The following is a 23,781-nucleotide window of genomic DNA, read 5'->3' as shown; positions in this document are numbered from 1 at the left end:
GTTCAGCTCGCCGCGAGCGCCTGGCGCAGCGCGGCCAGCACCGGTGCGCCGTCCGGCCGCACACCGCGCCAGATGAAGAACGATTCGGCCGCCTGCTCGACGAGCATCCCGAGTCCGTCGGCCGTGCGCGCGCCGAGCGACGCCGCATGCTGCATGAACACCGTCGGCTGCGCGCCGTACATCATGTCGTACGCAAGCGTGCCCGCGCCGAACGCGGCCGCGTCGCACTCCGGCAGCGCGGCATCGAGGCTGCCGGCCGTCGCGTTGATCACCACGTCGTACGGCTCCGCGCGCACGACATCGGGGCCGCCACCCGCGAGCGTGCAGCCCGCATCGTGCGCGGCCTGCATGAACTGCCCGACGAGTGCCTCGGCCTTGCTCGCGGTACGGTTCACGATCGTGATCGACAGCGGCGCGCGGTCGAGCAGCGGCAGCACGACGCCGCGCGCCGCGCCACCCGCACCGAGCAGCAGAATGCGCGCGCCCGCCAGCGACACGCCGAGATTCGCTTCGATGTCGCGCACGAGGCCGACACCGTCGGTGTTGTCGCCGTGGATGCGGCCGTCGGCGTCGAAGCGCAGCGTATTCACGGCACCGGCCGCCGCCGCGCGCGGCGACAGCGTGTCGGCGAGCGCATGCGCTTCGAGCTTGAACGGCACCGTCACGTTCGCGCCGCGCCCGCCTTCGGCGACGAACGCGCGCACGGCAGCGTCGAAACCGTCGACCGGCGCGAGCCGGTGCGTATATTCGACCGGCTCGCCCGTCTGCGCGGCGAATTGCGCGTGGATGAACGGCGACTTGCTGTGCGCCACCGGGTTGCCGAACACGACATAGCGGTCGGCGCCGCTCGTCGACGCAGCCGCGCTCATGATGCGCGCCCCTCTTCGCCGGCGTTGCCGTTCGCGGCTTCGCCGCCTTCACCGGCCGCCGCGCCTTCCGCTTCCGCCATCGCTTCGGCCTCGGCTTCGGCCGTCGCGTCTTCGGCGTCGATCAGCGTGTCGTCGCCGCCTTCGGCGTCATCCTCTTCCTCGGCCGCGTCGCCGCTCGTCACGGCCGGCGCGTCGAGCACCTTCACCAACCGCACCGATGCCTCGATCGTCAGCTCGTCGAGCGACATCACGTCGAGCAGCACGCGCGTGCCGCGCGCATGCACGCCGAGCCCCGGCACGTGCAGCAGCAGCGGAATTTCCTCGAGGCGCACGAGATCGCCCTTCACGACACTCGCGACGACCTGCTTCTTCTGCTCCTGCGCAAGCCAGCGCAGGCACCAGAAATACTCCATCCGGCGCTGGTAGTCGGCATAGGCCGTGTAGGTGTCGTCGAAGCCCTGCACGACCGCATAAAGATCGGCGTCCTTCGGCTTGAACGGTGCGGCGAGCTTCGCGGTGACACCATGCTGCACGCACGCGAGCAGTTGCCACTGGTTCACGAGGTCGACGTAGCGGCGCAGCGGCGACGTGCTCCACGCGTACTGCGCCACACCAAGGCCTTCGTGCGGCGCGGCCGTCGTCTGCATCCGCGTGCGCTTCGGGCCCGGCGCGCCGAAGCCGCGCTGCGAGCGGTAGATGCCCGGCACCGTGTGGTCGTGCAGGAATGCCCCCCAGGTCGAGTTCGCGAGGATCGCGAGCTCCGACACGATCAGGTCGAGCGGCGATCCGCGGCGGCGCGGCGTGATCGACACGTGCTCGCCGTCGACGTAGAAGTTGTAATCGGTGTTGCGCTGCACCTCGCGCTTCAGGCCGTAGCCCGCGCGCGCGACCTGGCGCTTCTCGAACAGCGCCTGCGCAAGCGGCCACAGCACGGCGATGTCGTCCTTGTGCGGATAGTCGCCGGTGCCGGCCGCGAGCGTCTCTTCATTGACGAGCTCGTCGAGGTGGTTGTGCCGCAGGTTGCTCTTCACGAACACGAGCTCGGCGCGCGTCTCGTTCGCGACGATCTCCTGGGTTTCGCGGTTGACGATGATGTACAGCGACAGCGCCGGGCGGTAGTCGCCTTCCTTCAGCGTGAACACGTCGACGACGTCATCCGGCAGCATCGTGATCTTGTCGCCCGGCATGTAGACGGTCGACAGGCGCGTGCGCGCGATCGCGTCGACCGCGTCGCCGCGCACGATGCCCAGCGCCGGCGCCGCGATGTGCACGCCGATCCGCACACGGCCGTCGGCCAGGTGCTCGACCGAGAACGCGTCGTCGATTTCGGTCGTCGTGATGTCGTCGATCGAGAACGCCTGGACGTCCGCGCGCGGCAGGTCGTCCGGCAGCGCGCCGACCGTGACGGCCGGGAAGCCGGTGCCGTGCGGGAAGAACTCCGCGAGGAAGCGCGCCTCATGCAGCGCACGCGGCGACGCGATGCCGCCGCAGTCGAGCATCAGTCGCGCCGGCGACACGCCGCGCGCACCGGCCGCCGCTTCCATCGCCTTGTATTCGATCGCGTTCTTGTCCGGCCGCGTCAGCAGCCCGAGCACCTTGCCCACGAACGCGTCCGGCAACTTGCCGGCCTTCAGTTCCTCTTCATACTGCACCTGGACGAGCGCCTGCTGGCGCTTGCGCTCGAGCGACGCGAGTGCCATCTTGAGCTGGTCTTCCGGCGCGCGCTGGTACTGGCCGCGCCCCTTGCGGCGGAAATAGACGGGCGAGCCGTGCAGTCGCAACACCAGCGCCGCACGCTCGACCGGGCCGTACGTCGCGCCGAAGTATTCCGCGGCCAGCGCCGTGTACGCGAACTCGTCGGCCGGCGCGCATTCCCACAGGAAATCCAGATCGATCTGCTGCGCGGCCGTGTCGGCCTCCTGCATCAGTTCGCTTGCGGCCGGCTTGTCGAATTCGATCAGCACGTCTTTCGCGCGCACTTTCGCACGCCGCCCGCCGGGCAACTCGACCTGAAACGCGTCGCCCTGGCGCGACAGCACGCTGCCCGCCTTGAAACTGCCCGATTCCTCGAAGAAAACGTTCACTCAGTACTCTCGTTCAGACTGCCGGGCGCCGCGTCGGCGGCGCCGCATGATGATGGGAATTCGATCGGCACATGGCCGGTTTAAGACGTCTTTCCGTCGCAAAACGCGAGAACGTCGTCGACATAGTCGGCAAACTCGCTGATCCCGTGATCACTGCCTTCGATCACGCGCGTTTTCGCGCCCGGGTAATGCGCGAGCATCTCGCGGTAATCGAGCACTTCGTCACCGGTCGCCGCGAACAGATAGTAGCGTTCGGCACGCGTGATCGCCGGCACGCGCAGCGCATCGAGTTCATGCAGGTGCCGGCGCTCGACGACGATCGTGCCGCCGCCGTGGTACAGCGGCTGTTCGCCGAGATGCTGCTCGAGATCGCGCTGCGGCACGATGGCCGGATTCAGCAGTACGGCCTTCCAGCCGTGCTGTTCGGCCAGCCACGTGGCGTAATAGCCGCCGAGCGAGCTGCCGATGACGGTCACGTCGCGCGCGCCGGCCACCTCCGCTTCGGCGACCGCGATCGCCTCGAGCGGCGACACCGACAGCGACGGGCACCGCCACTCTTCGGTGCGGCCGAGTTCGGCCATGCGCGCCGCGAGCTGGCGCGACTTCTGCGATTCCGGTGACGACCGGAAGCCGTGCAGATACAGGATCACGTGCGGCTCCCGAGCGCATCGAGCAGCTTCTGGTGCACGCCGCCGAAGCCGCCATTGCTCATCACGAGCACGTGGTCACCCGGGCGCGCGGCTGCGACGACGGACTTCACCAGCAGGTGCAGGTCGTCGAACGCGTGCGCGTTCTCACCCAGCGGCGCCAGCGCCTCGGCCAGGTTCCAGCCGAGCGCGTCGCGCCCGGTCGGCGCGCCGTAGCCGAACACGAGATCGGCGTCGGCCAGGCTCGCCGGCAATTGCGACTTCATCACGCCGAGCTTCATCGTGTTCGAACGCGGCTCGAGCACCGCGAGGATGCGGGCATTCTGGCGGCCGATGCGGGCACGAAGGCCGGCGATCGTGGTTTCTATCGCGGTCGGATGGTGCGCGAAATCGTCGTAGACGGTCACGCCGTCCACGCTGCCGCGCACTTCCATGCGGCGCTTCACGTTACGGAACGACGCGAGGGATTCGGCCGCCTGCGCGGGCGGTACGCCCACATGGCGCGCAGCCGCAATCGCCGCCAGCGCGTTCATCCGGTTGTGATCGCCCTGCACCTGCCACGCGACTTCGCCGACGCGTTCCGCGTGCGAATACACCGCGAAACGCTCGTCGACCGGCACGCCGTCCTCGGCCGGCAGCGCCTGCCAGCCGCCGTCGACGCCGAACCGCTCGACCTCGCTCCAGCAGCCGCGCGCCAGCACGCGCTCGAGCGCATCCGAGCGGCCGTTCGTGACGATCCGGCCGACACCGGGCACGGTACGCACGAGATGGTGGAATTGCGTCTCGATCGCCGCGAGATCCGGGAAGATGTCGGCATGATCGAATTCGAGATTGTTCAGCACCGCGGTGCGCGGCCGGTAGTGGACGAACTTCGAGCGCTTGTCGAAGAACGCCGTATCGTATTCGTCGGCCTCGATCACGAAGAAGCTCGAATCGGTGAGCCGCGCCGACACGCCGAAGTTCAGCGGCACGCCGCCGATCAGGAAGCCCGGATTCAGGCCCGAGTCCTCCAGCAGCCACGCGAGCATCGACGACGTGGTCGTCTTGCCGTGCGTGCCCGCGACCGCGAGCACCCATTTGCCGGCCAGCACGTGCTCGCCGAGCCACTGCGGGCCCGACACGTACGGCAGGCCGCGATCCAGGATCGCCTCCATCAGCGGATTGCCGCGCGTGACGACGTTCCCGATCACGAACAGGTCCGGTTTCAGGTCGATCTGCTCGGCGCCGTAGCCCTCGATCAGCGTGATGCCCTGCGCCTCGAGCTGCGTGCTCATCGGCGGATAGACGCCCGCGTCGCAACCCGTCACCGTGTGGCCCGCCTCACGCGCGAGTACGGCGAGACCGCCCATGAAGGTGCCGCAGATGCCAAGAATGTGGATGTGCATAGATGAATGCTTTCGCGCCGCCGGGCGCCGTCGATTCGGAAAGGATGTGGGTGCGGCGCGCCGGACGAGCCGTGCGGCCGGCGCCCGGCCAACGGCCTTTGCCGCGACACAAAGGACACTATTGTAACTGACGGCCCGCCGTGCCCGGCGGCCCGAACGCTGCGCGCGAACGGCGCCGGCACGCCGGGCGGCAGGCCGCCGCACCCGCGCTCGGGGCCTGCGGCGATCGAGTATGATTGCCGGATCATGTCTCGCAAAACCCTTCTCGACCCGCGGCGCGTCCGCGAGGAAATCGCCCAGTCCGCCGCGCGCCTGATCGCGGAGGACGGCCTGGACTATGCCGGCGCGAAACGCAAGGCCGCCCGCCAGTTGCTGGGCGATACGCGCGTTGCCGGCGAATGGCTGCCGGATAACGACCAGATCGAGGAAGAACTGCGCGAGTACCTCGCCCTGTTCCAGAGCGACACGCAGCCGGACGAACTGCGCCGCCTGCGCGAAGTCGCGCTCGACTGGATGCGCCGGCTCGCCGAGTTCCATCCTTATGTGACGGGTGCCGTGCTGAACGGCACCGCGAACGCGCATTCGGATATCCATTTGCAGGCATTCACCGACAACCCGAAGGACGTCGCGATCTACCTGCTGAACCAGAATATCCAGTACGACGTATCCGAGACGCGGCACTTCGCGGGCCGCGCCGACGTCGAGACGCTCAGTTTCCTGTGGCGCCCGCGGCGCGACGTGGACGCGATCGGCATCCACCTCGCGCTCTACGCGAGCGACGACCTGCGCGGCGCGGTCAAGGCCGACGCGCGCGGCCGGGTCGCCCGTGCGGATGCCGCCGCACTCCGTGCGCTCGTCGAAGCAGGCAAGACCCCTTCCGAACCGGAATGATTCAACGATGATGATGAAACGCATGTTGGCGCTCGCGGTGGTCGCGGCCGCCGCCGTAGCCGGCGGGCTCGCCGCCGGCCATTGGTTCCGCGGCCCCGCCGATGACGGTGTCGCCGTCGCCGCGCCCGCCGCACACGGCAGCCCGGTCGAACAGCTGTGGGCGGCGTCGCTGACGGGCACCGACGGCAAGCCGGCCACGCTGTCCGCCTTCAAGGGCCAGAAGGTCGTCGTCAATTTCTGGGCGTCGTGGTGCGGCCCGTGCGTCGAGGAGATGCCGGAGCTCGTCACACTGTCGCATCAATACAAGCAGAAGGGCATCCGTTTCATCGGGATCGGCGTCGATTCCGAACAGAACGTGAAGAACTTTCTGCAGAAGGTGAAGGTCGACTACCCGGTATTCATCAGCGGATATGCGGGCGCCGATCTGGCCCGTAATTTCGGAAATACTGCCGGCGCGTTGCCGTTTACGGTCGTCATCGACGAAACCGGCAAGATTCGCGAGACAAAATTGGGACAAATCCAACCGGCCGAGCTGAAAAAGACGCTCGACGCGCTGTAACCTGCCCGGACGAAGGCACGCAAGTTGGCGGCGATTTGCCCGTGGATCGCCGCAATTTCGCGTGAATTCGCCGATACTTTGCGTGCGCACCGGTAATTCTTGCAAGTCGGGCGCGCTCGACCGTTCGGCAAAACTAGACAAATTTCTCTAAATAGCGCTAAAGTTCGCGCAATTCCGCAGAAATAGAAGCGACCATGACACGATTGCTGGTGCTGCACGGCCCTAACCTGAACCTTCTCGGCACCCGGGAACCGGAGGTGTACGGCCGCGTCACGCTCGCACAGATCGATCAGGCGCTTGCCGCGCGTGCCCGGGAAGCCGGCGCCGAACTGTCGTCGTTCCAGAGCAACCATGAAGGCGCGCTGGTCGACCGCATCCAGGCCGCACGGGAGGAACAGACCGATTTCATCCTGATCAATCCGGCCGCGTATACGCACACGAGCGTCGCGATCCGGGACGCGATCGCCGGCGTTGGCATCCCGTTCGTCGAGGTTCACTTGTCGAACGTGCATCGCCGCGAAGCGTTCAGGCACCACTCCTACTTTTCCGACCAGGCCGAAGGCGTGATCTGCGGGCTCGGCTGGAAAGGTTATCTGTACGCGCTCGAGTACGCGCTGGACAAGCTGCAAGGCGCGTCGCGCGGCTGATTTCGCGATCTAGATTCAGCGCCGGCCCCTAACCGGCGCTTTCACGTATTGAAAGGGGAATTCCCGATGGATCTTCGTAAGCTGAAAACTCTGATCGACCTCGTTTCCGAATCCGGCATCTCCGAGCTGGAAGTGACGGAAGGCGAAGGCAAGGTGCGCATCGTCAAGAACGCGCCGCCGGTCTACGTGCAGCCGACGGCTGGGTATGCCCCGCAAGTCAGCGCGCCCGCGCCGTCGGCCGCGCTGCCGATCGAAGGCGCTGCCGCGCCGGCCGCAGCCGCTCCGGCTGTCCCGCAGGGCCACGTCGTGACGTCGCCGATGGTCGGCACGTTCTATCGCGCGCCGTCGCCGGGCGCCGACCCGTTCGTCCAGGTGGGCGACACGGTCAAGGAAGGCCAGACGATCTGCATCATCGAAGCAATGAAGCTGCTCAACGAGATCGAGTCGGACAAAGCCGGCGTGATCAAGGAAATCCTCGTCGAGAACGGCCAGGCCGTCGAATACGGCCAGCCGCTTTTCGTGATCGGCTAAGTCCGCCGCGCGGCCTGCGGGCCGCGCGCCGCCGATGCCCGCCAGGCGCCGTTCGCGCGCCCCTCGAAGAGACGAATACTCGCTATGTTTGAAAAAATCCTCATTGCCAACCGCGGTGAAATCGCGCTGCGCATCCAGCGTGCGTGCCGCGAGTTGGGCGTCAAGACGGTGGTCGTCTACTCGGAAGCCGACAAGGAAGCCAAGTACGTGCGCCTCGCGGACGAAGCCGTCTGTATCGGCCCGGCCCCGTCGAACCTGAGCTACCTGAACATGCCGGCGCTGATCAGCGCCGCTGAAGTCACCGACGCCGAGGCGATCCACCCCGGCTACGGCTTCCTGTCGGAGAACGCCGATTTCGCGGAACGCGTCGAGCAGTCGGGCTTCACGTTCATCGGCCCGCGCCCGGAAACGATCCGCATGATGGGTGACAAGGTCATCGCGAAGCAGACGATGATCAAGACCGGCGTGCCGTGCGTGCCGGGTTCGGATGGCGCGTTGCCGGACGATCCGAAGGAGATCGTCAAGATTGCGCGCGCGGTCGGCTATCCGGTCATCATCAAGGCGGCGGGCGGCGGCGGCGGGCGCGGGATGCGCGTCGTGCACACCGAGGCTGCGCTCGTCAACGCGGTCAACATGACTCGCGAGGAAGCCGGCCGTGCGTTCGGCAACCCGCAGGTGTACATGGAGAAGTTCCTCGAGAACCCGCGCCACATCGAAATCCAGGTGCTGTCCGACGCGTACAAGAACGCGATCTGGCTCGGCGAGCGCGATTGCTCGATGCAGCGCCGCCACCAGAAGGTGATCGAGGAAGCGCCGGCACCCGGCATTCCGCGCCGCCTGATCGACCGCATCGGCGACCGCTGCGCGGACGCCTGCAAGAAGATGGGCTACCTCGGCGCAGGCACGTTCGAATTCCTGTACGAAAACGGCGAGTTCTACTTCATCGAGATGAACACGCGCGTGCAGGTCGAGCACCCGGTATCGGAGCTGATCACGGGCGTCGACATCGTGCAGGAACAGATCCGCATCGCGGCCGGCGAGAAGCTCGCGCTGCGCCAGCGCGACATCCAGTTCCGCGGACATGCGATCGAATGCCGGATCAACGCCGAAGATCCGTTCAAGTTCACGCCGTCGCCGGGCCGGATTACGTCGTGGCATACGCCGGGCGGTCCTGGCGTGCGCGTCGATTCGCACGCCTACAATGGCTATTTCGTGCCGCCGAACTATGATTCGATGATCGGCAAGCTGATCACCTACGGCGCGACGCGCGAGCAGGCGATCAGCCGGATGCGCATCGCGCTGTCGGAAATGGTCGTCGAAGGCATCCAGACCAACATCCCGCTGCACCGCGAGCTGATGATCGATTCGAAGTTCGTCGAAGGCGGCACCAGCATCCACTACCTCGAAAACCGGCTCGCCCAGAAGCAGCAGGTCGCACCGGAAGAAGCGTAAGCATGAGCTATCGCGAACTCGTCGTCGAACTGGCCCGCGAGCATGCGGAGGCGCTGTCCGACGCGCTGCTCGAACTCGGCGCGCTGTCGGTGTCCGTGGAAGACGCCGACGCCGACACGCCCGACGAACAGCCGCTCTTCGGCGAGCCGGGCCTCGTGCCCGATCGCACCGCGTGGCAGCACTCGCGCGTGGTCGCGCTGCTCGCGGCCGACCACGAGCCGGCCGTCCTGCTCGCGGCCGCCGCGAACGAGATCGGCGTCGCCGAGACACCGGCGTTCACCGTCCGCGAAGTCGAGGAACAGGACTGGGTGCGGCTCACGCAATCGCAGTTCGAGCCGATCCCGATCGGCGAGCGGATCTGGGTCGTGCCGTCGTGGCACGACGCACCCGATCCCGATGCGCTCGTCCTCGAACTCGATCCTGGCCTCGCATTCGGTACCGGCAGCCACCCGACCACGCGCCTGTGCATGGAATGGCTCGAGCAGTCGGTGAAGCCGGGCCAATCGGTGCTCGACTACGGTTGCGGCTCGGGCATTCTCGCGATCCTCGCGAAGAAATGCGGGGCGAACCCCGTCATCGGCATCGACATCGATCCGCAGGCGGTCGAATCGGCGCGGCAGAACAGCGAACGCAACCGCGCGGATGTCACGTACGGGCTGCCCGATGCATGCCCGGACGGTGAATTCGACATCGTCGTCGCGAACATCCTGTCGAATCCGCTGAAGCTGATGGCGTCGATGCTCGCATCGAAGGTCAAGCCGGGCGGGCGCATCGCGCTGTCGGGCGTGCTCGCGCGCCAGGCGGACGAAGTTGCGGCCGTCTACGCACGCTACGTCGACATTTCGGTCTGGCGTGAGCACGAAGGTTGGGTATGCCTCGCCGGAACCCGACGCGAAAGCCATTAGAATAGCGCTGTCCTTCACTCTGGCCAGCAGGCCGCCCGGCTCGACATGCTTCTTGCGACGCGCTGCCCTCATTGCGAAACCGTCTTCCGGCTGCAGCAGGAACAGCTCTCGCTGCATCAAGGGCTCGTGCGTTGCGGGCATTGCCACGAAGTCTTCAACGCATCCGAGTCGCTCGTTCCCGAGCACGCGCAGCAGCCCGAGCCGGCCCTGACCGAACCGGCTGCCGCGCCGGATGACGGCGACGCGCATCATCCGGCCCCGCCTCGGCTGTTCACTGCCGAAGCGCCGGCCGCACTACCTTCCGACACCGATTACAAGCCGGAAGGCTGGGACATGTGGGCGCCATGGCTCGATGCCGGCGTCGACCCGTCGCTGCAGCACAGCGTGCAGACCCTGCGCACCGAGCCGCTGATCCCGCTCGCACTTCCGTCCACCGAAGCCGGCGTCGTTCACCTGTCGGGTACGCCCGCACCGTTCGCGCCCTCCCCGGCCGAGCTGGACACTTCCACTGCCGTCGCGCAACCCGCCGAATCGCTGCAGACGCAGCAAGACATCGGACCATCGACCGCACCCGTCGAACGCGACCCGCGTGAGCCCCGCTTCGTCGCCCACCTTCCGTCGGACCCAGAGACCGCTCGCGATGCCGCCGAACCCGTCGGCACCGCACGCTTCACCGTGCCGGACGACGAACGCGCGCCGCGCGAACCGCGTTTTGCGTTCGCTCCTGCGCCAGCCGTCACCGAAGCCGAAGCCGAAGCCGAAGCCGGGGCCGAGCCTGACACCAGTACCACACGGCCTGACGAGACGCCCGCCGCCGCGGCCGGCGCACCGGCCGCGCCGTTCCCCGCTGCGCTGACCGACGACGATCGTCCGCATTTCGCCGTCACGCGCGAGACGCGCGCGCCGCAGCGACGCGGCATGCTCGGCGGCTTTTTCGGTGGCCTCGTCGCCGCCGTGCTCGCCGTGCTGCTCGTCGCGCAACTCGCATGGTGGCAGCGCGAAACGCTGATGATCTACGCGCCCGTCACACAGGGCTGGTTCCGGCAGGCCTGCGCGCCGCTTGGCTGCACGGTTGCGCCGCCGCGCGCGATCGACGGCCTGCGGCTCGACGCGACCGACCTGCGCCAGCTCGACGGCCCGCGCGAGCTCGAGCTGAAGGTGCCGCTGACGAACCGCTACCGTGTCGCACTCGCCTATCCGTCGCTCGAGCTGACGCTGCTCGACGACACCAACCACGTGACCGTACGCCGCGTACTTGCGCCGCGCGACTACGTGCGCCCGGGCACGCCGATCGACGCCGGGCTGCCGCCTGGCACGACGCAGACGATGGTCGTCCGCGTCGAAACGAACGGCACGCCCGCCTCGAATTTCCGCGTCCAGATTTTCTATCCGTGACGCGCCGCGGCGCGCGCCTGCGCGTCCGTCTCAACCCGCGCGCCGAAGCGGCGCGCTATTTCGGAGCACGAACATGAGCAAAGTTACGCTGGGTGGCAACCCGATCGATCTCGCCGGCACGTTCCCGGTCGTCGGCGCACAAGGCGCCGATTTCAAGCTGGTCGGCAAGGACCTCGCCGACCTGTCGCTCGCCAGCTTCGCCGGCAAGCGCAAGGTGCTGAACATCGTCCCGAGCCTCGACACGCCGACCTGCGCGACGTCGACCCGCAAGTTCAACGAAGCCGCATCGTCGCTCGACAACACGGTTGTCATCGTCGTGTCCGCCGACCTGCCGTTCGCTGCTACGCGCTTCTGCACGACCGAAGGCCTCGAGAATGTCGTGACGGCTTCGACGTTCCGCACCGGCCGCGCGTTCGCGAACGCGTACGGCGTCGACGTGACGAGCGGCCCGCTGAACGGCCTGACCGCACGTGCAGTCGTCGTGCTCGACGCGCAGGACAAGGTGATCCACGCGGAACTCGTCGGCGAAATCAAGGACGAGCCGAACTACGATGCAGCGCTCGCCGCACTGAAGTAAGCTTTCTTTCGCTTTCCCCTGCCGCGCCGCGCCTTTCGCGCGGCGTTGTCGCGCAGGGCCCCTCATTTCTACAGGAACGCACACCTTGGCTACGTTGATTTGCGGCTCGATCGCCTACGATTCCATCATGACCTTCGAAGGGCGGTTTCGCGAGCACATCCTGCCCGACCAGGTGCACCTCATCAACCTGAGCTTCCTCGTGCCGACGATGCATCGCGAATTCGGCGGCTGCGCGGGCAACATCGCGTACGCACTGCACCTGCTCGGCGGCGATGCGCGCGTGATGGGGACGATGGGCGCGCTCGACGCGCAGCCGTATCTCGACCGGCTCGACCAGCTCGGCCTGCGCCGCGACCACGTTCGCGTGCTGCCCGACACGTATACGGCGCAGGCGATGATCACGACCGATCTCGACAACAATCAGATCGCGGCGTTCCACCCGGGTGCGATGATGCAGTCGCACCTGAACCACGCGGGCGACGCGCCGGACATCAAGCTCGCGATCGTCGGCCCCGACGGCTTCGACGGGATGGTGCAGCACGTCGAGGAACTCGCCAAGGCCGGTGTGCCGTTCGTGTTCGATCCGGGTCAGGGCCTGCCGCTGTTCGACGGCGCGACGCTGCGACGCAGCATTGAACTTGCGACCTATGTGGCGGTCAACGACTACGAGGCCAAGCTGGTGAGCGACAAGACGGGATGGTCCGAAGATGAAATCGCCAGCCGGGTCGACGCGCTCGTCATTACGCGTGGCGAGCACGGCGCGACCATCCGCCACAAGCAGGGCACGGAGCAGATTCCCGTCGTACCGGCGGAGCGCATCTCCGATCCGACCGGCTGCGGCGATGCCTTCCGGGGTGGCCTGCTGTACGGCATCGAGCATGGCCTCGACTGGGCAACCACGGGCCGCCTCGCGAGCCTGATGGGCTCGATCAAGATCGCCCACCAGGGGCCCCAGACTTACGTACTGACGCGCGCCGAGATCGACGCGCGCTTCGAGACTGCATTCGGTTACAGTCTCAAATGAATTTTGTGGGAGAGCAAAGATGTTGACGAAAAAGACCCTCACGTTCGCGGCCATGCTGGCGGCCTCGCTGACGCTCACCGGTTGCTTCACCGCACCCGGTTCGGCGGATGTCTATAGCGTCGGCCAGGCGCAGCGGGAACAAACGGTTCGCATGGGGACGGTCGAAAGCGTCCGCGCCGTGCGCATCCAGTCCGACGGCGGCGGCAGCGCGATCGGCACGCTCGGCGGCGGCGCACTCGGCGCAGTGGCAGGCAGCGCGATCGGCGGCGGCAAGGGGTCGATCCTGACCGCGATCGCCGGCGGTCTCGTCGGCGCGGTCGCGGGCAACGCGGTCGGCGAAAACCTCAGCACGGCGAACGGTGTCGAAATCACCGTGCGCCTCGACAACGGCGATCTGCGCTCGATCACGCAGGCGGCAAGCGGCGAAGCGTTCCGCGCCGGCGAGCGCGTGCGACTGCTGTCGAGCGGCGGCATCACGCGCGTCACGCACTAACGGGTACCTCAGCACGCGGCGCAAGCCGCGGTCGAACGCATGTGCGAAGCTGCACATGCGTTTTTTTTCGTCCGTACTCGCCGGTGCCGGTACGGGCACCCGACGTCCCGCACATCCGCAGGGACGGGCGAAAAAAATCCCGCCACCTGAACCAGATGGCGGGACTGATTGAGTAGCGCTACTCAACCCACGGACACCGCATGAGTGTCCGGGTAGTGCGGGTCAGCCTCGATTACGGACGGCTGCCGGTCGGGAACGGCCATGCCGCTGCCGGGTTGAGCGCGGTCTTCACGCCCGATGCCGGCGCAACCGATGCGGTCGACGCGGTCGTTGCCGGCGCTGCCTTCTTCACGACGGCCTTCTTCGGAGCCGCAGCCTTCTTGGCCGGAGCGGCAGCCTTCTTCGCGGGAGCAGCGGCCTTCGTCGCAGGAGCAGCAGCCTTCTTCGCAGCAGGCGCAGCCTTCTTCGCGGCAGCCTTCTTGGCAGGCGCAGCCTTCTTCGCAGCAGCCTTCTTCGCCGGCGCGGCCTTCTTCGCAGCAGCCTTCTTAGCCGGTGCGGCCTTCTTCGCAGCAACCTTCTTCGCAGCAACCTTCTTCACTGCGACTTTCTTGGCTGCAACCTTCTTCGCTGCGGCCTTCTTGGCCGGTGCGGCCTTCTTCGCAGCAACCTTCTTCACTGCGACTTTCTTGGCTGCAACCTTCTTCGTTGCGACCTTCTTGGCTGCAACCTTCTTCGCTGCGGCCTTCTTGGCCGGTGCTGCCTTCTTCGCGGCAACCTTCTTCACCGCGACCTTCTTCGCAGCAACCTTCTTCACTGCAGCAGCCTTCTTCGCCGGCGCAGCAGCCTTCTTCGCAACGGTCTTCTTTGCAGCAACCTTCTTAGCAGCCGGTTTCTTCTTGGCGGTAGCCATGTTGTTCTCCTTCAGGTTCAGATGAGAGTCAGTTCAAACTACACCCTTCGTCAAAACCCGCTTCCCGCGGACGCTGTTCAGGACGTGCGCTTCGAAGCGGGCTATTCATCGGCGTACGCGGATACCACGCGCTTACGCTAATGAATACGGTATGGCGCGCGTGACCACCCGGCCTCGCGCGCCAAATCAAGTCGGTAGCCGGCGCACCTCGCGCCGCTACCCCTAATCGCTTGATCAAGCGGACCGCCACACAGCTGTCCGCTTTTTCCGGAGGGAAGTTTGCCCATCCCACTGAAGGGTTCGCAAAGTGCCTGTCGTGTCGTCGTGCCGTTAAGGCACCGGGCGTGCTTTGCATCAGGCGTTCTTGCTCCTAAACCTTGGGCCGGGGCCAAGAGGCCGCCGGCTGCTCCATCATGTGACGAGTTCGCTGCTGCGGGTTATTCCCAGGACAGCGCGCCGCCCGTCTGATACTCGATCACACGCGTCTCGAAGAAGTTGCGTTCCTTCTTCAGGTCGATCATCTCGCTCATCCACGGGAACGGGTTTTCCTCGTTCGGATACAGCGGGTCGAGGCCAATCTGCTGGCAACGACGGTTGCTGATGAAGCGCAGATAGCTCTTGAACATCGACGCGTTCAAACCCAGCACGCCGCGCGGCATCGTGTCCTCGGCGTAGCGGTATTCGAGTTCGACAGCCTGCTTGAACAGCTCGCGGATCTCGGCACGGAATTCGGCGGTCCAGAGATGCGGGTTCTCGAGCTTGATCTGGTTGATCAGGTCGATGCCGAAGTTGCAGTGCATCGACTCGTCGCGCAGGATGTACTGATATTGCTCTGCAGCACCCGTCATCTTGTTCTGGCGGCCGAGCGCGAGGATCTGCGTGAACCCGACATAGAAGAACAGGCCTTCCATGATGCAGGCGAACACGATCAGCGACTTCAGCAGCTTCTGATCCGCTTCGAGCGTGCCGGTCTTGAAGGCCGGGTCCGTCAGCGTGTGGATGAACGGGATCAGGAATTCGTCCTTCGCGCGGATCGACGCGACCTCGTGGTACGCGTTGAAGATCTCGCCTTCGTCGAGACCGAGCGATTCGACAATGTATTGATACGCGTGCGTGTGGATCGCCTCTTCGAACGCCTGGCGCAGCAGGAACTGCCGGCACTCGGGCGCCGTGATGTGGCGGTACGTGCCGAGCACGATGTTGTTCGCCGCGAGCGAATCGGCCGTCACGAAGAAGCCGAGGTTGCGCTTCACGATGCGGCGCTCGTCCTCGGTCAGACCATTCGGGTCCTTCCACAGAGCGATGTCGCGGGACATGTTGATTTCCTGCGGCATCCAGTGGTTCGCGCAACCGGCCAGATACTTTTCCCACGCCCACTTGTACTTGAACGGCACCAGCTGATTGACGTCAGTCTGGCCGTTGATGATGCGCTTGTCGGCGACATTGACCCGCGCTTCCGAACCGCCGGCGGGAGCAGCCGATGCTTGCGGCGGCACCGCAAGATCGCCTTCGAAAATGTCGCGGACCTGATGGGCGGCAGGCGTTGCAGCCTGCAGTCCGACAGCCGTTCCTGCGGAGGTGCGCATCGCGTTTTGCTGCGCTCCGCTCGCGGGAGTTACGGCAGTCTTCTCTTCATCCCAGTTGAGCATAAATTCTCACCATCAATTTAGAACGGTTTGTACCATCTTTTCCTGAGCGATAAAAGGGTTCGCTCACGAAAAATCCTTTTTTCGATTCGCGTTGCGACCTCGATACAACACTTTGAGCAACGCATCGTCGTTCATGCAGCGCGCGACGTGTGCCGCGCGTGTATCGCGAGGTGCGCTCGACGCATCGAACGCTGATCGAAACGCGACGTCGTCGGGGATGTTTCGATCGCTTGTCACTGCCTGCAACGCAGGTGCCGCGTTACAGATTCCTTATCATTTTTTTAGTTGAGAGCGGCGCACACTTCAACCTCGATCGGTCGTCGTGTGCGCCGCGCTGACCTTCTTCTCAGGTCAGGCGCACTGCGTTACTGGCACGCTTCGCATTCGTCGAAGCCAGGATCGCCCGGACGCATCGTGCACACCGGACCATCTGCCTCGACCGGTGCGAGTGCCGGTGCCGCGTTGACCGCGCCCGACGACGCCGCGCCGCCTGCCGCACCGAAGCCGCCAGCCGCGCCTTGCGCGCCGCCGCTGCTCGAACCGCCGCCCGTCGGCACTGCGTTCAGCGCGCCGTGTGCGACCGTCGACTTCTCGACGTGCGTCGCCGCCATCGTGCGGAGGTAGTAGGTCGTCTTCAGGCCGCGCAGCCATGCGAGCTTGTAGACCTCGTCGAGCTTCTTGCCCGACGCGCCACCCATGTAGATGTTCAGCGACTGCGCCTGGTCGATCCACTTCTGGCGACGCGATGCCGCTTCGACCAGCCACGTCGGGTCGACTTCGAACGCGGTCGCGTAGATCGCGCGCAGGTCGGCCGGGATGCGGTCGATGCGCGACAGCATGCCGTCGAAGTACTTCAGGTCGGCGACCATCACCTCGTCCCACAGGCCGCGCTCCTTCAGGTCGCGCACCAGGTACTCGTTCACCACCGTGAATTCGCCCGACAGGTTCGACTTCACGTACAGGTTCTGGAAGGTCGGCTCGATACAGGCCGACACGCCGATGATGTTCGAGATCGTCGCCGTCGGTGCGATCGCGACGCAGTTCGAGTTGCGCATGCCGTGCGCGGCGATCCGCGAACGCAGCGACGTCCAGTCGAGCGACTCGGAGGTGTCGACCTCGACGTAGCCGCCGCGTGCTTCCGTCAGCAACTTCAGCGTGTCCTGCGGGAGGATCCCGCGATCCCACAGCGAGCCGCGGTAGCTCGAGTAGCGGCCGCGCTCTTCGGCCAGCTCGGTCGACGCGTAGTACGCGTAGTAGCAGACCGCTTCCATCGAACGATCGGCAAACTCGACCGCCGCTTCCGACGCGTACGGCGTGCGCAGCAGGTGCAGGCAGTCCTGGAAGCCCATGATGCCCATGCCGACCGGGCGGTGCTTCAGGTTCGAGTTACGCGCCTTCGCCACCGCGTAGTAGTTGATGTCGATCACGTTGTCGAGCATGCGCATCGCGACGCTGATCGTGCGCTTCAGCTTGTCGTGGTCGAGCGCGTAGCTACCGTCGGCCTGCTTCACCAGGTGGGCAACGAGGTTCACCGAGCCGAGGTTGCACACCGCGATTTCGGTGTCGCTCGTGTTCAGCGTGATTTCCGTGCACAGGTTCGACGAGTGAACGACGCCGACGTGCTGCTGCGGCGAGCGGATGTTGCACGGATCCTTGAACGTGATCCACGGGTGGCCCGTCTCGAACAGCATGCCGAGCATCTTGCGCCAGAGCTGCGCCGCCGGGATCTTCTTGAACAGCTTGATCTCGCCGCGCGCGACCTTGTCTTCGTAAGCCGTGTAAGCCGTCTCGAACTCCGCGCCGAACTTGTCGTGCAGGTCCGGGCAGGTCGACGGCGAGAACAGCGTCCAGTCGGCACCTTCCATCACGCGCTTCATGAACAGGTCGGGAATCCAGTTCGCCGTGTTCATGTCGTGCGTACGGCGGCGATCGTCACCCGTGTTCTTGCGCAGCTCGAGGAACTCCTCGATGTCGAGGTGCCACGATTCGAGGTACGCGCAGACCGCGCCCTTGCGCTTGCCGCCCTGGTTGACCGCGACGGCCGTGTCGTTGACGACCTTCAGGAACGGGACCACGCCTTGCGACTTGCCGTTCGTGCCCTTGATATGCGAGCCGAGTGCGCGCACGCGCGTCCAGTCGTTGCCGAGACCGCCAGCGAACTTCGACAGCAGCGCGTTTTCCTTCAGTGCTTCATAGATGCCGTCGAGATCGTCCGCGACCGTCGTCAGGTAGCACGACGACAGTTGCGAGCGGTGGGTGCCCGAGTTGAACAGCGTCGGCGTCGAGCTCATGAAGTCGAAGCTCGACAGCACGTTGTAGAACTCGATCGCGCGCGTTTCGCGGTCGATCTCGTTCAGCGACAGGCCCATCGCGACGCGCATGAAGAATGCCTGCGGCATTTCGATGCGGGTGCCTTCGACGTGCAGGAAGTAGCGGTCGTACAGCGTCTGCAGGCCGAGGTAGCCGAACTGCATGTCGCGGCTCGCGTCGAGCGCGTCGCCGAGGCGCTTCAGGTCGAACTGCAGCAGCTTGTCGTCGAGCAGGCCGGCGTCGACGCCGCGCTTCAGGAACTGCGGGAAATATTCCGCGTAACGAGCCGACATCTCGGCCTGCACCACTTCCTCGCCGAGGATCTCGCGACGGATCGTGTGCAGCAGGATGCGGGCGGTGACCTGGCTGTATGCCGGATCCTTTTCGATCATCGTGCGCGCAGCCAGGATCGCCGAGTCGTAGACCTGGCTCATCGGCACGCCGTCGTACAGGTTCTTCACCGTTTCCGCGACGATCGGGTCAGGGTTAACCGCAGCGCCGAGGCCGTCGCACGCCGACACGATCAGTGCACGCAGCGCGTTCAGGTCGAGCGGACGCGTGACGCCGTTGTCGACGACGTTGATGCCGGTGCTCGCGTCGCCGCCGGCTGCCGCTGCTTCCTCGCCCGCATGCTGGCGCTCGAGGTGACGCTTCTCGCGATACAGCACGTACGCACGCGCAACGTTGTGCTCGCCACCACGCATCAGCGCGAGTTCGACCTGGTCCTGGATGTCTTCGATATGGAACGTACCGCCGTTCGGGCGGCTGCGCACGAGCGCGCGCACGACGTTCTGCGTCAGTTGCTCGACCTGCTCGCGCACGCGCGCCGATGCCGCACCCTGCCCGCCGTTGACGGCCAGGAAAGCCTTGGTCACCGCAATCGCGATCTTCGAAGGTTCGAACGAGACGACGCTGCCGTTGCGGCGGATCACCTTGTAATCGGCGAACGTGGCCTGCGGCGCGAGCGCCTTCGCGCCCTGTTCGGTCCCGCCGAGCGGACGGCTCGAGGCGCTCTCGTACTGGGACGTCGCGTTGTCGGTGGTTTGCATGTGCAAAGCTCCTGGTGTTGGATGGTGCGGAGAGAACCGCGGATTAAAACGAACGCTGCGCAATGCGGTGCGCGAGCGGTAAGAGGCGAGCGATGCGCCGGGGAAGCCGGTTCGGTCGATGCGCGACAACCGATCCGGTCGTGTGCTTCGTCATGTGTACCCTGCCCCGTCGAAGTTCGCTGCGCTGATCGCGACGCCCGGACCGCCCGGCCTGACGCGCCGCCCTGAGAACCCTGTCCGCCGGCGTTGCCCGCCGGCCGGTGCCGCTCGGGTTTCCCCTGCGACACACACTATATCTAGTGCAGAACTGCTCAACTGGCACCAAGTATAGTGGACATTCGGAGGACGTCCAAACGGATAATTTGCGATGGAGGTCTTGACATCGCCCACGCGCAGACACGACAAGGCATTGGTCGGAGAAAAAACTTTCTCCGGTCAAAAAACCCCGCGATCAGTGCTGACGGAAAGGAAAGTATCCGGCGGAAAAACCGGCATCGCTCGCGAAGCGTTGCCAATCGAAATGCGGGCCCGGGTCGGTCTTGCGGCCCGGCGCGACGTCCGAGTGCCCCGCGAATGCGTCGACCGGGTAGCGTGCCGCGAGCGTGCGGCAGAGCACGGCGAGCATCGCATACTGCGCGTCGTCGAACGGCACGTCGTCCGCGCCTTCGAGCTCGATGCCGATCGAGAAGTCGTTGCAGCGCGGCCGGCCGAAGAACTCGGACGAGCCCGCGTGCCATGCGCGCTCGTCGCACGACACGAACTGCACGAGTTCGCCGTTACGGCGGATCAGGAAGTGCGCGGACACGCGTACGCCGCGCAGGTGGCTCTGGTAATAGGGGTGCGCATCGCAGTCGAGACGATTCAGGAACAGCGCCTCGATCGCATCGCCGCCGAATTCGCCGGGCGGCAGGCTGATGTTGTGGACGACCACGAGCGTCGGCACCGCGCCAGCGGGCCGCACCTCGAAGTTCGGCGACGGCGCGTGGCGCGCTTCGCGCACCCAGCCGTTCGCGTCGACCGACAGCAGCGGCGCGTCGCTCATCGTGCGTCGCGACCGCTCGCGCGCGCCGCGTGGCGCTGCGCGTGCTCGGCGCTGCAGAAGTATTCACCGCCCGCGGCGACCGCATCGCCCTTCGGCGCATGTACGCCGCATTCGGCGCAGCGCACCATCGGCTCGGGCAGCGACCGCGCGTCGCCGTTCGGGCGCGCCGCACCCGCGCCGCCGGGCGTACCGTCGTGGCCGGCGCCGCGGCCGGTGCGCGCCTGCGCGTGCTCCTGGGCCTGGCGCAGCTTGCGCGCAATCCACGAACCCGCGAAAAAGAGAAGAATCAGGAGAAGAATCTGTCGCATCGGAAACCTGCGTTCAAACCACGGAACGGTGTAGCAGCACCTCGAAAACGAACCGGCTGCCGACATACGCGAGCAGCAGCGCGGCGAACGACACGAGCACCCAGCGCGCGGCGCCACGGCCACGCCAGCCCGACGTCTTGCGGGCGACCAGCAGGCCGCCGAACATCAGCCACGACAGGATCGCGAATACCGTCTTGTGGTCGAGCCGCAACGCGCGCGCGTCGACCTGCTCGCTGAACAGGATGCCCGACGCGAGCGTCAGCGTGAGCAGCACGAAGCCGGCGCCGATCAGGCGGAACAGCAGCTTCTCGAGCGTGAGCAACGGCGGCAGCGTCTCGAGCCAGCTCGCGATCCAACCTGTCGAGCCGTCGCGCCCGCCGCTCCTCAGCGACTGCAGGCGCCGCTCGACCATCAGCATCAGGATCGCGTGCAGGGCCGCGATCGCGAACAGGCCATATGCGATGTTCGCGATCAGGAAATGCAGCTTGAACAGCGGTGCTGCGGCATAGGGAAGCACCCGCACGCCGCCGAACACGAGCGGCAGCAGCGACGCGCCGCACGCGAGCGGCAATACCAGCAGGCGCAGGCTGTCGAGCGGGAAGAAGAAGCTCTCGATCCAGTAGATGCCGGCGCCGAGCCAGAACATCGCGGACAGCGCGAACGCGAAGCCGAACACCATCGCATCGTTCGGAAAGATCGTCATGTGGAGCAGCACGCCGTGCGCGACGAGCGCGGCAAACAGCAGCGCGCGGCCGGCCCCGCTCATTCCGGACGCGGCGGACGCGGGAACCGGCACGGCCGGCACGCTCGCGACGAGCGGCGTCGCACCCTGACGGTGCGTGCGCCACCCTGCGACGGCGAGGCCGCCGTACAGGAATGCGGTGAGGGCATACAGTACAATATCCATGTTCGAAGTTTACACTAGGCCCCCTTCCCGCGACGGCTCCCTTTGTTCGGTTCCGCCGCGCCTTCGGGCCCCACTGTCCACCGCTCCCCATGCTCGACAATCTCACTCAACGGATGGCGCGCGTCGTCAAGACGCTGCGCGGCGAGGCCCGGCTTACCGAGGCGAACACGCAGGAGATGCTCCGCGAGGTGCGTCTCGCACTGCTGGAGGCCGACGTTTCGCTGCCGGTCGTCCGCGAATTCATCGCCAAGGTCAAGGAAAAGGCGCTCGGCGAAGAAGTGATCAGCAGCCTGTCGCCGGGTCAGGCGCTGGTCGGCGTGGTCCAGAAGGAACTGACCGCCGTGATCGGCGGCGACTACGAAGGCAAGGCCGCCGAGCTGAACCTCGCGGTCACGCCGCCCGCGGTGATCCTGATGGCCGGCCTGCAGGGCGCAGGCAAGACCACGACCGCCGGCAAGCTCGCGAAGCTGCTGCGCGAGAAGTACAAGAAGAAGGTGCTGACCGTGTCGTGCGACGTGTATCGCCCGGCCGCCATCATGCAGCTGAAAACGGTGAGCGAACAGGTCGGCGCCGATTTCTTCCCGTCCACGCCGGACCAGAAGCCCGTCGACATCGCGGTCGCGGCCGTCGACTGGGCGAAGCGCCACTACCATGACGTGCTGATCGTCGACACGGCCGGCCGCCTCGGCATCGACGAGGCGATGATGCAGGAAATCGCTGCGCTGCACGGCACGCTGAAGCCGGCCGAAACGCTGTTCGTCGTCGACGCGATGCTCGGCCAGGACGCGGTCAACACCGCGAAGGCGTTCAACGACACGCTGCCGCTCACCGGCGTCGTGCTGACCAAGCTCGACGGCGATTCGCGCGGCGGCGCCGCGCTGTCGGTGCGCCACATCACGGGCAAGCCGATCAAGTTCGTCGGTGTCGCCGAGAAGCTCGACGGCCTCGAGGTGTTCCACCCCGACCGGATGGCGAACCGGATCCTCGGGATGGGCGACATCCTCGCGCTCGTCGAGGAAGCGCAGCGCGGCGTCGACGTGCAGGCCGCGCAGAAGCTCGCCGACAAGGTCAAGAAAGGCGGCGACTTCGACCTGAACGATTTCCGCGCGCAGATCTCGCAGATGAAGAACATGGGCGGCCTGTCGTCGTTGATGGACAAGCTGCCCGCGCAATTCCAGCAGGCGGCGGCCGGCGCCGACATGGGCCAGGCCGAGAAGTCGATCCGCCGGATGGAAGGCATCATCAGCTCGATGACGCCCGCCGAGCGCGCAAAACCCGAGATCATCAAGGCGACGCGCAAGCGCCGCATTGCGGCCGGCGCGGGCGTGCCGGTGCAGGAAGTCAACCGGATGCTGAACCAGTACGACCAGATGCGTACGATGATGAAGAAGCTGAAGGGCGGCAACATGCAGAAGATGATGCGCGGCCTGAAGGGCATGATGCCCGGCATGCGCTGATTCCGCCCATCGGCCGGCGCGCGGGTTTTTGCCGTAGCGCGCGCCGTCCGTTCTGCTTCATTCTTATTTGTATACCGACTGCCCGCCAGAACACATGAACCGCGAAGAAGCCCTCCACATTTTCAACCACTCCGAAGAGATCGTCTCGGCCGACGCCGTCAATGCGTCGATCTCCCGGATGGCCGACGCGATCCGCGCCGAGATCGGCGATGCGTTCCCGCTCGTTCTCTCGGTGATGGGCGGCGCCGCGGTGTTTACCGGGATGCTGCTGCCGCATCTCGATTTCCCGCTGGAATTCGACTATATCCACCTGACCCGCTATCGCAATACGACGCAGGGCAGCCCGGAAATGCACTGGCGCGTCGCGCCGCGCGAATCGGTGAAGGACCGGATCGTGCTCGTGCTCGACGACATCCTCGACGAAGGCGAGACGATGGCCGCGATTCGCGACCGCATCCTCGACATGGGCGCACAGCGCTTCATGTCGGCCGTGCTCTGCGAGAAGACGCTCGCGAAGGCGAAGCCGCTGCACCCCGACTTCTGCGGCTTCTCGGTGCCCGACCGCTACGTGTTCGGCTGCGGGATGGATGCGAAAGGTTACTGGCGCAACCTGCCGACGATCCGCGCGCTGACCACGAACGTCTGAGCGCCCCGCTCCGCACTATATAAATAGAAAGCGGCGCTCCGGTT

At 66.0% G+C, this 23,781-nt stretch carries 23 protein-coding genes; 12 read left to right on the top strand and 11 right to left on the bottom strand.

Annotated features, from left to right (window positions below; genetic code table 11):
- Window positions 1-2: 2 nt before the first annotated feature.
- The 4 genes from aroE to mpl form a co-directional block, all read right to left on the bottom strand.
- Complete coding sequence (gene aroE / locus ACPTTC_RS03190) at window positions 3-869, bottom strand: shikimate dehydrogenase (protein ID WP_175955614.1); 867 nt, start codon at window positions 867-869, stop codon at window positions 3-5.
- On the bottom strand, window positions 866-2,953 hold the full coding sequence (locus tag ACPTTC_RS03185) for a ribonuclease catalytic domain-containing protein (RefSeq protein WP_423391526.1): 2,088 nt from the start codon (window positions 2,951-2,953) through the stop codon (window positions 866-868). Before ACPTTC_RS03185 ends, aroE begins: the two co-directional genes overlap by 4 nt.
- Window positions 2,954-3,033: 80 nt before the next feature.
- A complete protein-coding gene (locus ACPTTC_RS03180) occupies window positions 3,034-3,603 on the bottom strand; it encodes a YqiA/YcfP family alpha/beta fold hydrolase (protein ID WP_226195323.1) in 570 nt (189 codons plus the stop codon).
- The gene (gene mpl / locus ACPTTC_RS03175) at window positions 3,600-4,985 is read right to left on the bottom strand and encodes a UDP-N-acetylmuramate:L-alanyl-gamma-D-glutamyl-meso-diaminopimelate ligase (RefSeq protein WP_226195322.1); all 1,386 of its coding nucleotides are present in this window, start codon (window positions 4,983-4,985) and stop codon (window positions 3,600-3,602) included. Before mpl ends, ACPTTC_RS03180 begins: the two co-directional genes overlap by 4 nt.
- A 246-nt stretch (window positions 4,986-5,231) precedes the next feature.
- Between mpl and ACPTTC_RS03170 the strand changes: the two genes are divergently transcribed.
- From ACPTTC_RS03170 to ACPTTC_RS03125, 10 genes are all read left to right on the top strand, one after another.
- The gene (locus ACPTTC_RS03170) at window positions 5,232-5,876 is read left to right on the top strand and encodes a UDP-N-acetylmuramate--alanine ligase (protein WP_226195321.1); all 645 of its coding nucleotides are present in this window, start codon (window positions 5,232-5,234) and stop codon (window positions 5,874-5,876) included.
- Between the two features lie 7 nt (window positions 5,877-5,883).
- A complete protein-coding gene (locus tag ACPTTC_RS03165; RefSeq protein ID WP_423391525.1) occupies window positions 5,884-6,435 on the top strand; it encodes a TlpA family protein disulfide reductase in 552 nt (183 codons plus the stop codon).
- 194 nt (window positions 6,436-6,629) lie between these two features.
- The gene (aroQ, locus tag ACPTTC_RS03160) at window positions 6,630-7,082 is read left to right on the top strand and encodes a type II 3-dehydroquinate dehydratase (protein WP_027783493.1); all 453 of its coding nucleotides are present in this window, start codon (window positions 6,630-6,632) and stop codon (window positions 7,080-7,082) included.
- A gap of 66 nt (window positions 7,083-7,148) precedes the next feature.
- Complete coding sequence (gene accB, locus ACPTTC_RS03155) at window positions 7,149-7,613, top strand: acetyl-CoA carboxylase biotin carboxyl carrier protein (RefSeq protein WP_423391524.1); 465 nt, start codon at window positions 7,149-7,151, stop codon at window positions 7,611-7,613.
- 84 nt (window positions 7,614-7,697) lie between these two features.
- Window positions 7,698-9,065, top strand: a complete 1,368-nt coding sequence (gene accC / locus ACPTTC_RS03150) for an acetyl-CoA carboxylase biotin carboxylase subunit (RefSeq protein ID WP_226195319.1) — start codon at window positions 7,698-7,700, stop codon at window positions 9,063-9,065.
- Between the two features lie 2 nt (window positions 9,066-9,067).
- Window positions 9,068-9,970 carry a 50S ribosomal protein L11 methyltransferase gene (gene prmA / locus ACPTTC_RS03145; protein ID WP_226195318.1) on the top strand — a complete coding sequence of 301 codons (903 nt, stop codon included), beginning with the start codon at window positions 9,068-9,070 and terminating at the stop codon, window positions 9,968-9,970.
- A gap of 45 nt (window positions 9,971-10,015) precedes the next feature.
- On the top strand, window positions 10,016-11,365 hold the full coding sequence (locus ACPTTC_RS03140; protein WP_423391523.1) for a DUF3426 domain-containing protein: 1,350 nt from the start codon (window positions 10,016-10,018) through the stop codon (window positions 11,363-11,365).
- Between the two features lie 73 nt (window positions 11,366-11,438).
- Window positions 11,439-11,942: a thiol peroxidase gene (gene tpx, locus ACPTTC_RS03135; protein ID WP_175955600.1), complete on the top strand. Its 504-nt coding sequence runs from the start codon at window positions 11,439-11,441 to the stop codon at window positions 11,940-11,942.
- Between the two features lie 85 nt (window positions 11,943-12,027).
- Complete coding sequence (locus ACPTTC_RS03130) at window positions 12,028-12,966, top strand: carbohydrate kinase family protein (RefSeq protein ID WP_423391522.1); 939 nt, start codon at window positions 12,028-12,030, stop codon at window positions 12,964-12,966.
- A 19-nt stretch (window positions 12,967-12,985) separates the two neighbouring features.
- The gene (locus ACPTTC_RS03125) at window positions 12,986-13,459 is read left to right on the top strand and encodes a glycine zipper 2TM domain-containing protein (RefSeq protein WP_226195315.1); all 474 of its coding nucleotides are present in this window, start codon (window positions 12,986-12,988) and stop codon (window positions 13,457-13,459) included.
- 232 nt (window positions 13,460-13,691) lie between these two features.
- Here the strand turns inward: ACPTTC_RS03125 and ACPTTC_RS03120 are convergent, their stop codons facing one another.
- The 7 genes from ACPTTC_RS03120 to ACPTTC_RS03090 form a co-directional block, all read right to left on the bottom strand.
- Entirely contained in the window at window positions 13,692-14,369 is a 678-nt protein-coding gene (locus ACPTTC_RS03120; RefSeq protein ID WP_423391521.1) for a histone H1-like DNA-binding protein, read from the bottom strand.
- Window positions 14,370-14,397: 28 nt separating this feature from the next.
- The gene (locus tag ACPTTC_RS03115) at window positions 14,398-14,724 is read right to left on the bottom strand and encodes a hypothetical protein (RefSeq protein ID WP_423391520.1); all 327 of its coding nucleotides are present in this window, start codon (window positions 14,722-14,724) and stop codon (window positions 14,398-14,400) included.
- Between the two features lie 82 nt (window positions 14,725-14,806).
- On the bottom strand, window positions 14,807-16,018 hold the full coding sequence (locus ACPTTC_RS03110; protein WP_226195313.1) for a ribonucleotide-diphosphate reductase subunit beta: 1,212 nt from the start codon (window positions 16,016-16,018) through the stop codon (window positions 14,807-14,809).
- A 365-nt stretch (window positions 16,019-16,383) separates the two neighbouring features.
- Window positions 16,384-19,377, bottom strand: coding sequence for a ribonucleoside-diphosphate reductase subunit alpha (locus ACPTTC_RS03105; protein ID WP_423391519.1), 2,994 nt, complete (start codon window positions 19,375-19,377; stop codon window positions 16,384-16,386).
- A gap of 451 nt (window positions 19,378-19,828) precedes the next feature.
- Window positions 19,829-20,419 (bottom strand): 1,6-anhydro-N-acetylmuramyl-L-alanine amidase AmpD, encoded by a 591-nt coding sequence (gene ampD / locus ACPTTC_RS03100; RefSeq protein WP_423391518.1) that lies wholly within the window; start codon window positions 20,417-20,419, stop codon window positions 19,829-19,831.
- Window positions 20,416-20,727, bottom strand: coding sequence for a PP0621 family protein (locus ACPTTC_RS03095; protein ID WP_423391517.1), 312 nt, complete (start codon window positions 20,725-20,727; stop codon window positions 20,416-20,418). Before ACPTTC_RS03095 ends, ampD begins: the two co-directional genes overlap by 4 nt.
- A 13-nt stretch (window positions 20,728-20,740) precedes the next feature.
- Entirely contained in the window at window positions 20,741-21,634 is an 894-nt protein-coding gene (locus ACPTTC_RS03090; protein WP_085042265.1) for a cytochrome C assembly family protein, read from the bottom strand.
- An 89-nt stretch (window positions 21,635-21,723) separates the two neighbouring features.
- On the opposite strand from ACPTTC_RS03090, the gene ffh reads away from it, so the two are divergent.
- Both ffh and ACPTTC_RS03080 read left to right on the top strand, forming a co-directional pair.
- Window positions 21,724-23,091, top strand: a complete 1,368-nt coding sequence (gene ffh / locus ACPTTC_RS03085; protein WP_124455327.1) for a signal recognition particle protein — start codon at window positions 21,724-21,726, stop codon at window positions 23,089-23,091.
- 94 nt (window positions 23,092-23,185) lie between these two features.
- Window positions 23,186-23,737 carry a hypoxanthine-guanine phosphoribosyltransferase gene (locus tag ACPTTC_RS03080; RefSeq protein ID WP_175955572.1) on the top strand — a complete coding sequence of 184 codons (552 nt, stop codon included), beginning with the start codon at window positions 23,186-23,188 and terminating at the stop codon, window positions 23,735-23,737.
- Window positions 23,738-23,781 lie beyond the last annotated feature (44 nt).

It is taken from the genome of Burkholderia mycopellens (assembly GCF_964265025.1).
Lineage (GTDB): Bacteria > Pseudomonadota > Gammaproteobacteria > Burkholderiales > Burkholderiaceae > Burkholderia.
Note: the sequence above shows the minus strand (reverse complement) of the source record. Positions and strands in the feature narration are given on the sequence as shown.

What these genes read in the sequence shown, in the direction of transcription:
- aroE (WP_175955614.1), bottom strand. Translation starts at nt 869, where the DNA reads ATGAGCGCGGCTGCGTCGACGAGCGGCGCCGACCGCTATGTCGTGTTC.
- mpl (WP_226195322.1), bottom strand. Translation starts at nt 4,985, where the DNA reads ATGCACATCCACATTCTTGGCATCTGCGGCACCTTCATGGGCGGTCTC.
- ACPTTC_RS03170 (WP_226195321.1), top strand. Translation starts at nt 5,232, where the DNA reads ATGTCTCGCAAAACCCTTCTCGACCCGCGGCGCGTCCGCGAGGAAATC.
- ACPTTC_RS03165 (WP_423391525.1), top strand. Translation starts at nt 5,884, where the DNA reads ATGATGATGAAACGCATGTTGGCGCTCGCGGTGGTCGCGGCCGCCGCC.
- aroQ (WP_027783493.1), top strand. Translation starts at nt 6,630, where the DNA reads ATGACACGATTGCTGGTGCTGCACGGCCCTAACCTGAACCTTCTCGGC.
- accB (WP_423391524.1), top strand. Translation starts at nt 7,149, where the DNA reads ATGGATCTTCGTAAGCTGAAAACTCTGATCGACCTCGTTTCCGAATCC.
- accC (WP_226195319.1), top strand. Translation starts at nt 7,698, where the DNA reads ATGTTTGAAAAAATCCTCATTGCCAACCGCGGTGAAATCGCGCTGCGC.
- prmA (WP_226195318.1), top strand. Translation starts at nt 9,068, where the DNA reads ATGAGCTATCGCGAACTCGTCGTCGAACTGGCCCGCGAGCATGCGGAG.
- ACPTTC_RS03140 (WP_423391523.1), top strand. Translation starts at nt 10,016, where the DNA reads ATGCTTCTTGCGACGCGCTGCCCTCATTGCGAAACCGTCTTCCGGCTG.
- tpx (WP_175955600.1), top strand. Translation starts at nt 11,439, where the DNA reads ATGAGCAAAGTTACGCTGGGTGGCAACCCGATCGATCTCGCCGGCACG.
- ACPTTC_RS03125 (WP_226195315.1), top strand. Translation starts at nt 12,986, where the DNA reads ATGTTGACGAAAAAGACCCTCACGTTCGCGGCCATGCTGGCGGCCTCG.
- ACPTTC_RS03120 (WP_423391521.1), bottom strand. Translation starts at nt 14,369, where the DNA reads ATGGCTACCGCCAAGAAGAAACCGGCTGCTAAGAAGGTTGCTGCAAAG.
- ACPTTC_RS03115 (WP_423391520.1), bottom strand. Translation starts at nt 14,724, where the DNA reads ATGCAAAGCACGCCCGGTGCCTTAACGGCACGACGACACGACAGGCAC.
- ACPTTC_RS03110 (WP_226195313.1), bottom strand. Translation starts at nt 16,018, where the DNA reads ATGCTCAACTGGGATGAAGAGAAGACTGCCGTAACTCCCGCGAGCGGA.
- ACPTTC_RS03105 (WP_423391519.1), bottom strand. Translation starts at nt 19,377, where the DNA reads ATGCAAACCACCGACAACGCGACGTCCCAGTACGAGAGCGCCTCGAGC.
- ampD (WP_423391518.1), bottom strand. Translation starts at nt 20,419, where the DNA reads ATGAGCGACGCGCCGCTGCTGTCGGTCGACGCGAACGGCTGGGTGCGC.
- ACPTTC_RS03095 (WP_423391517.1), bottom strand. Translation starts at nt 20,727, where the DNA reads ATGCGACAGATTCTTCTCCTGATTCTTCTCTTTTTCGCGGGTTCGTGG.
- ACPTTC_RS03090 (WP_085042265.1), bottom strand. Translation starts at nt 21,634, where the DNA reads ATGGATATTGTACTGTATGCCCTCACCGCATTCCTGTACGGCGGCCTC.
- ffh (WP_124455327.1), top strand. Translation starts at nt 21,724, where the DNA reads ATGCTCGACAATCTCACTCAACGGATGGCGCGCGTCGTCAAGACGCTG.
- ACPTTC_RS03080 (WP_175955572.1), top strand. Translation starts at nt 23,186, where the DNA reads ATGAACCGCGAAGAAGCCCTCCACATTTTCAACCACTCCGAAGAGATC.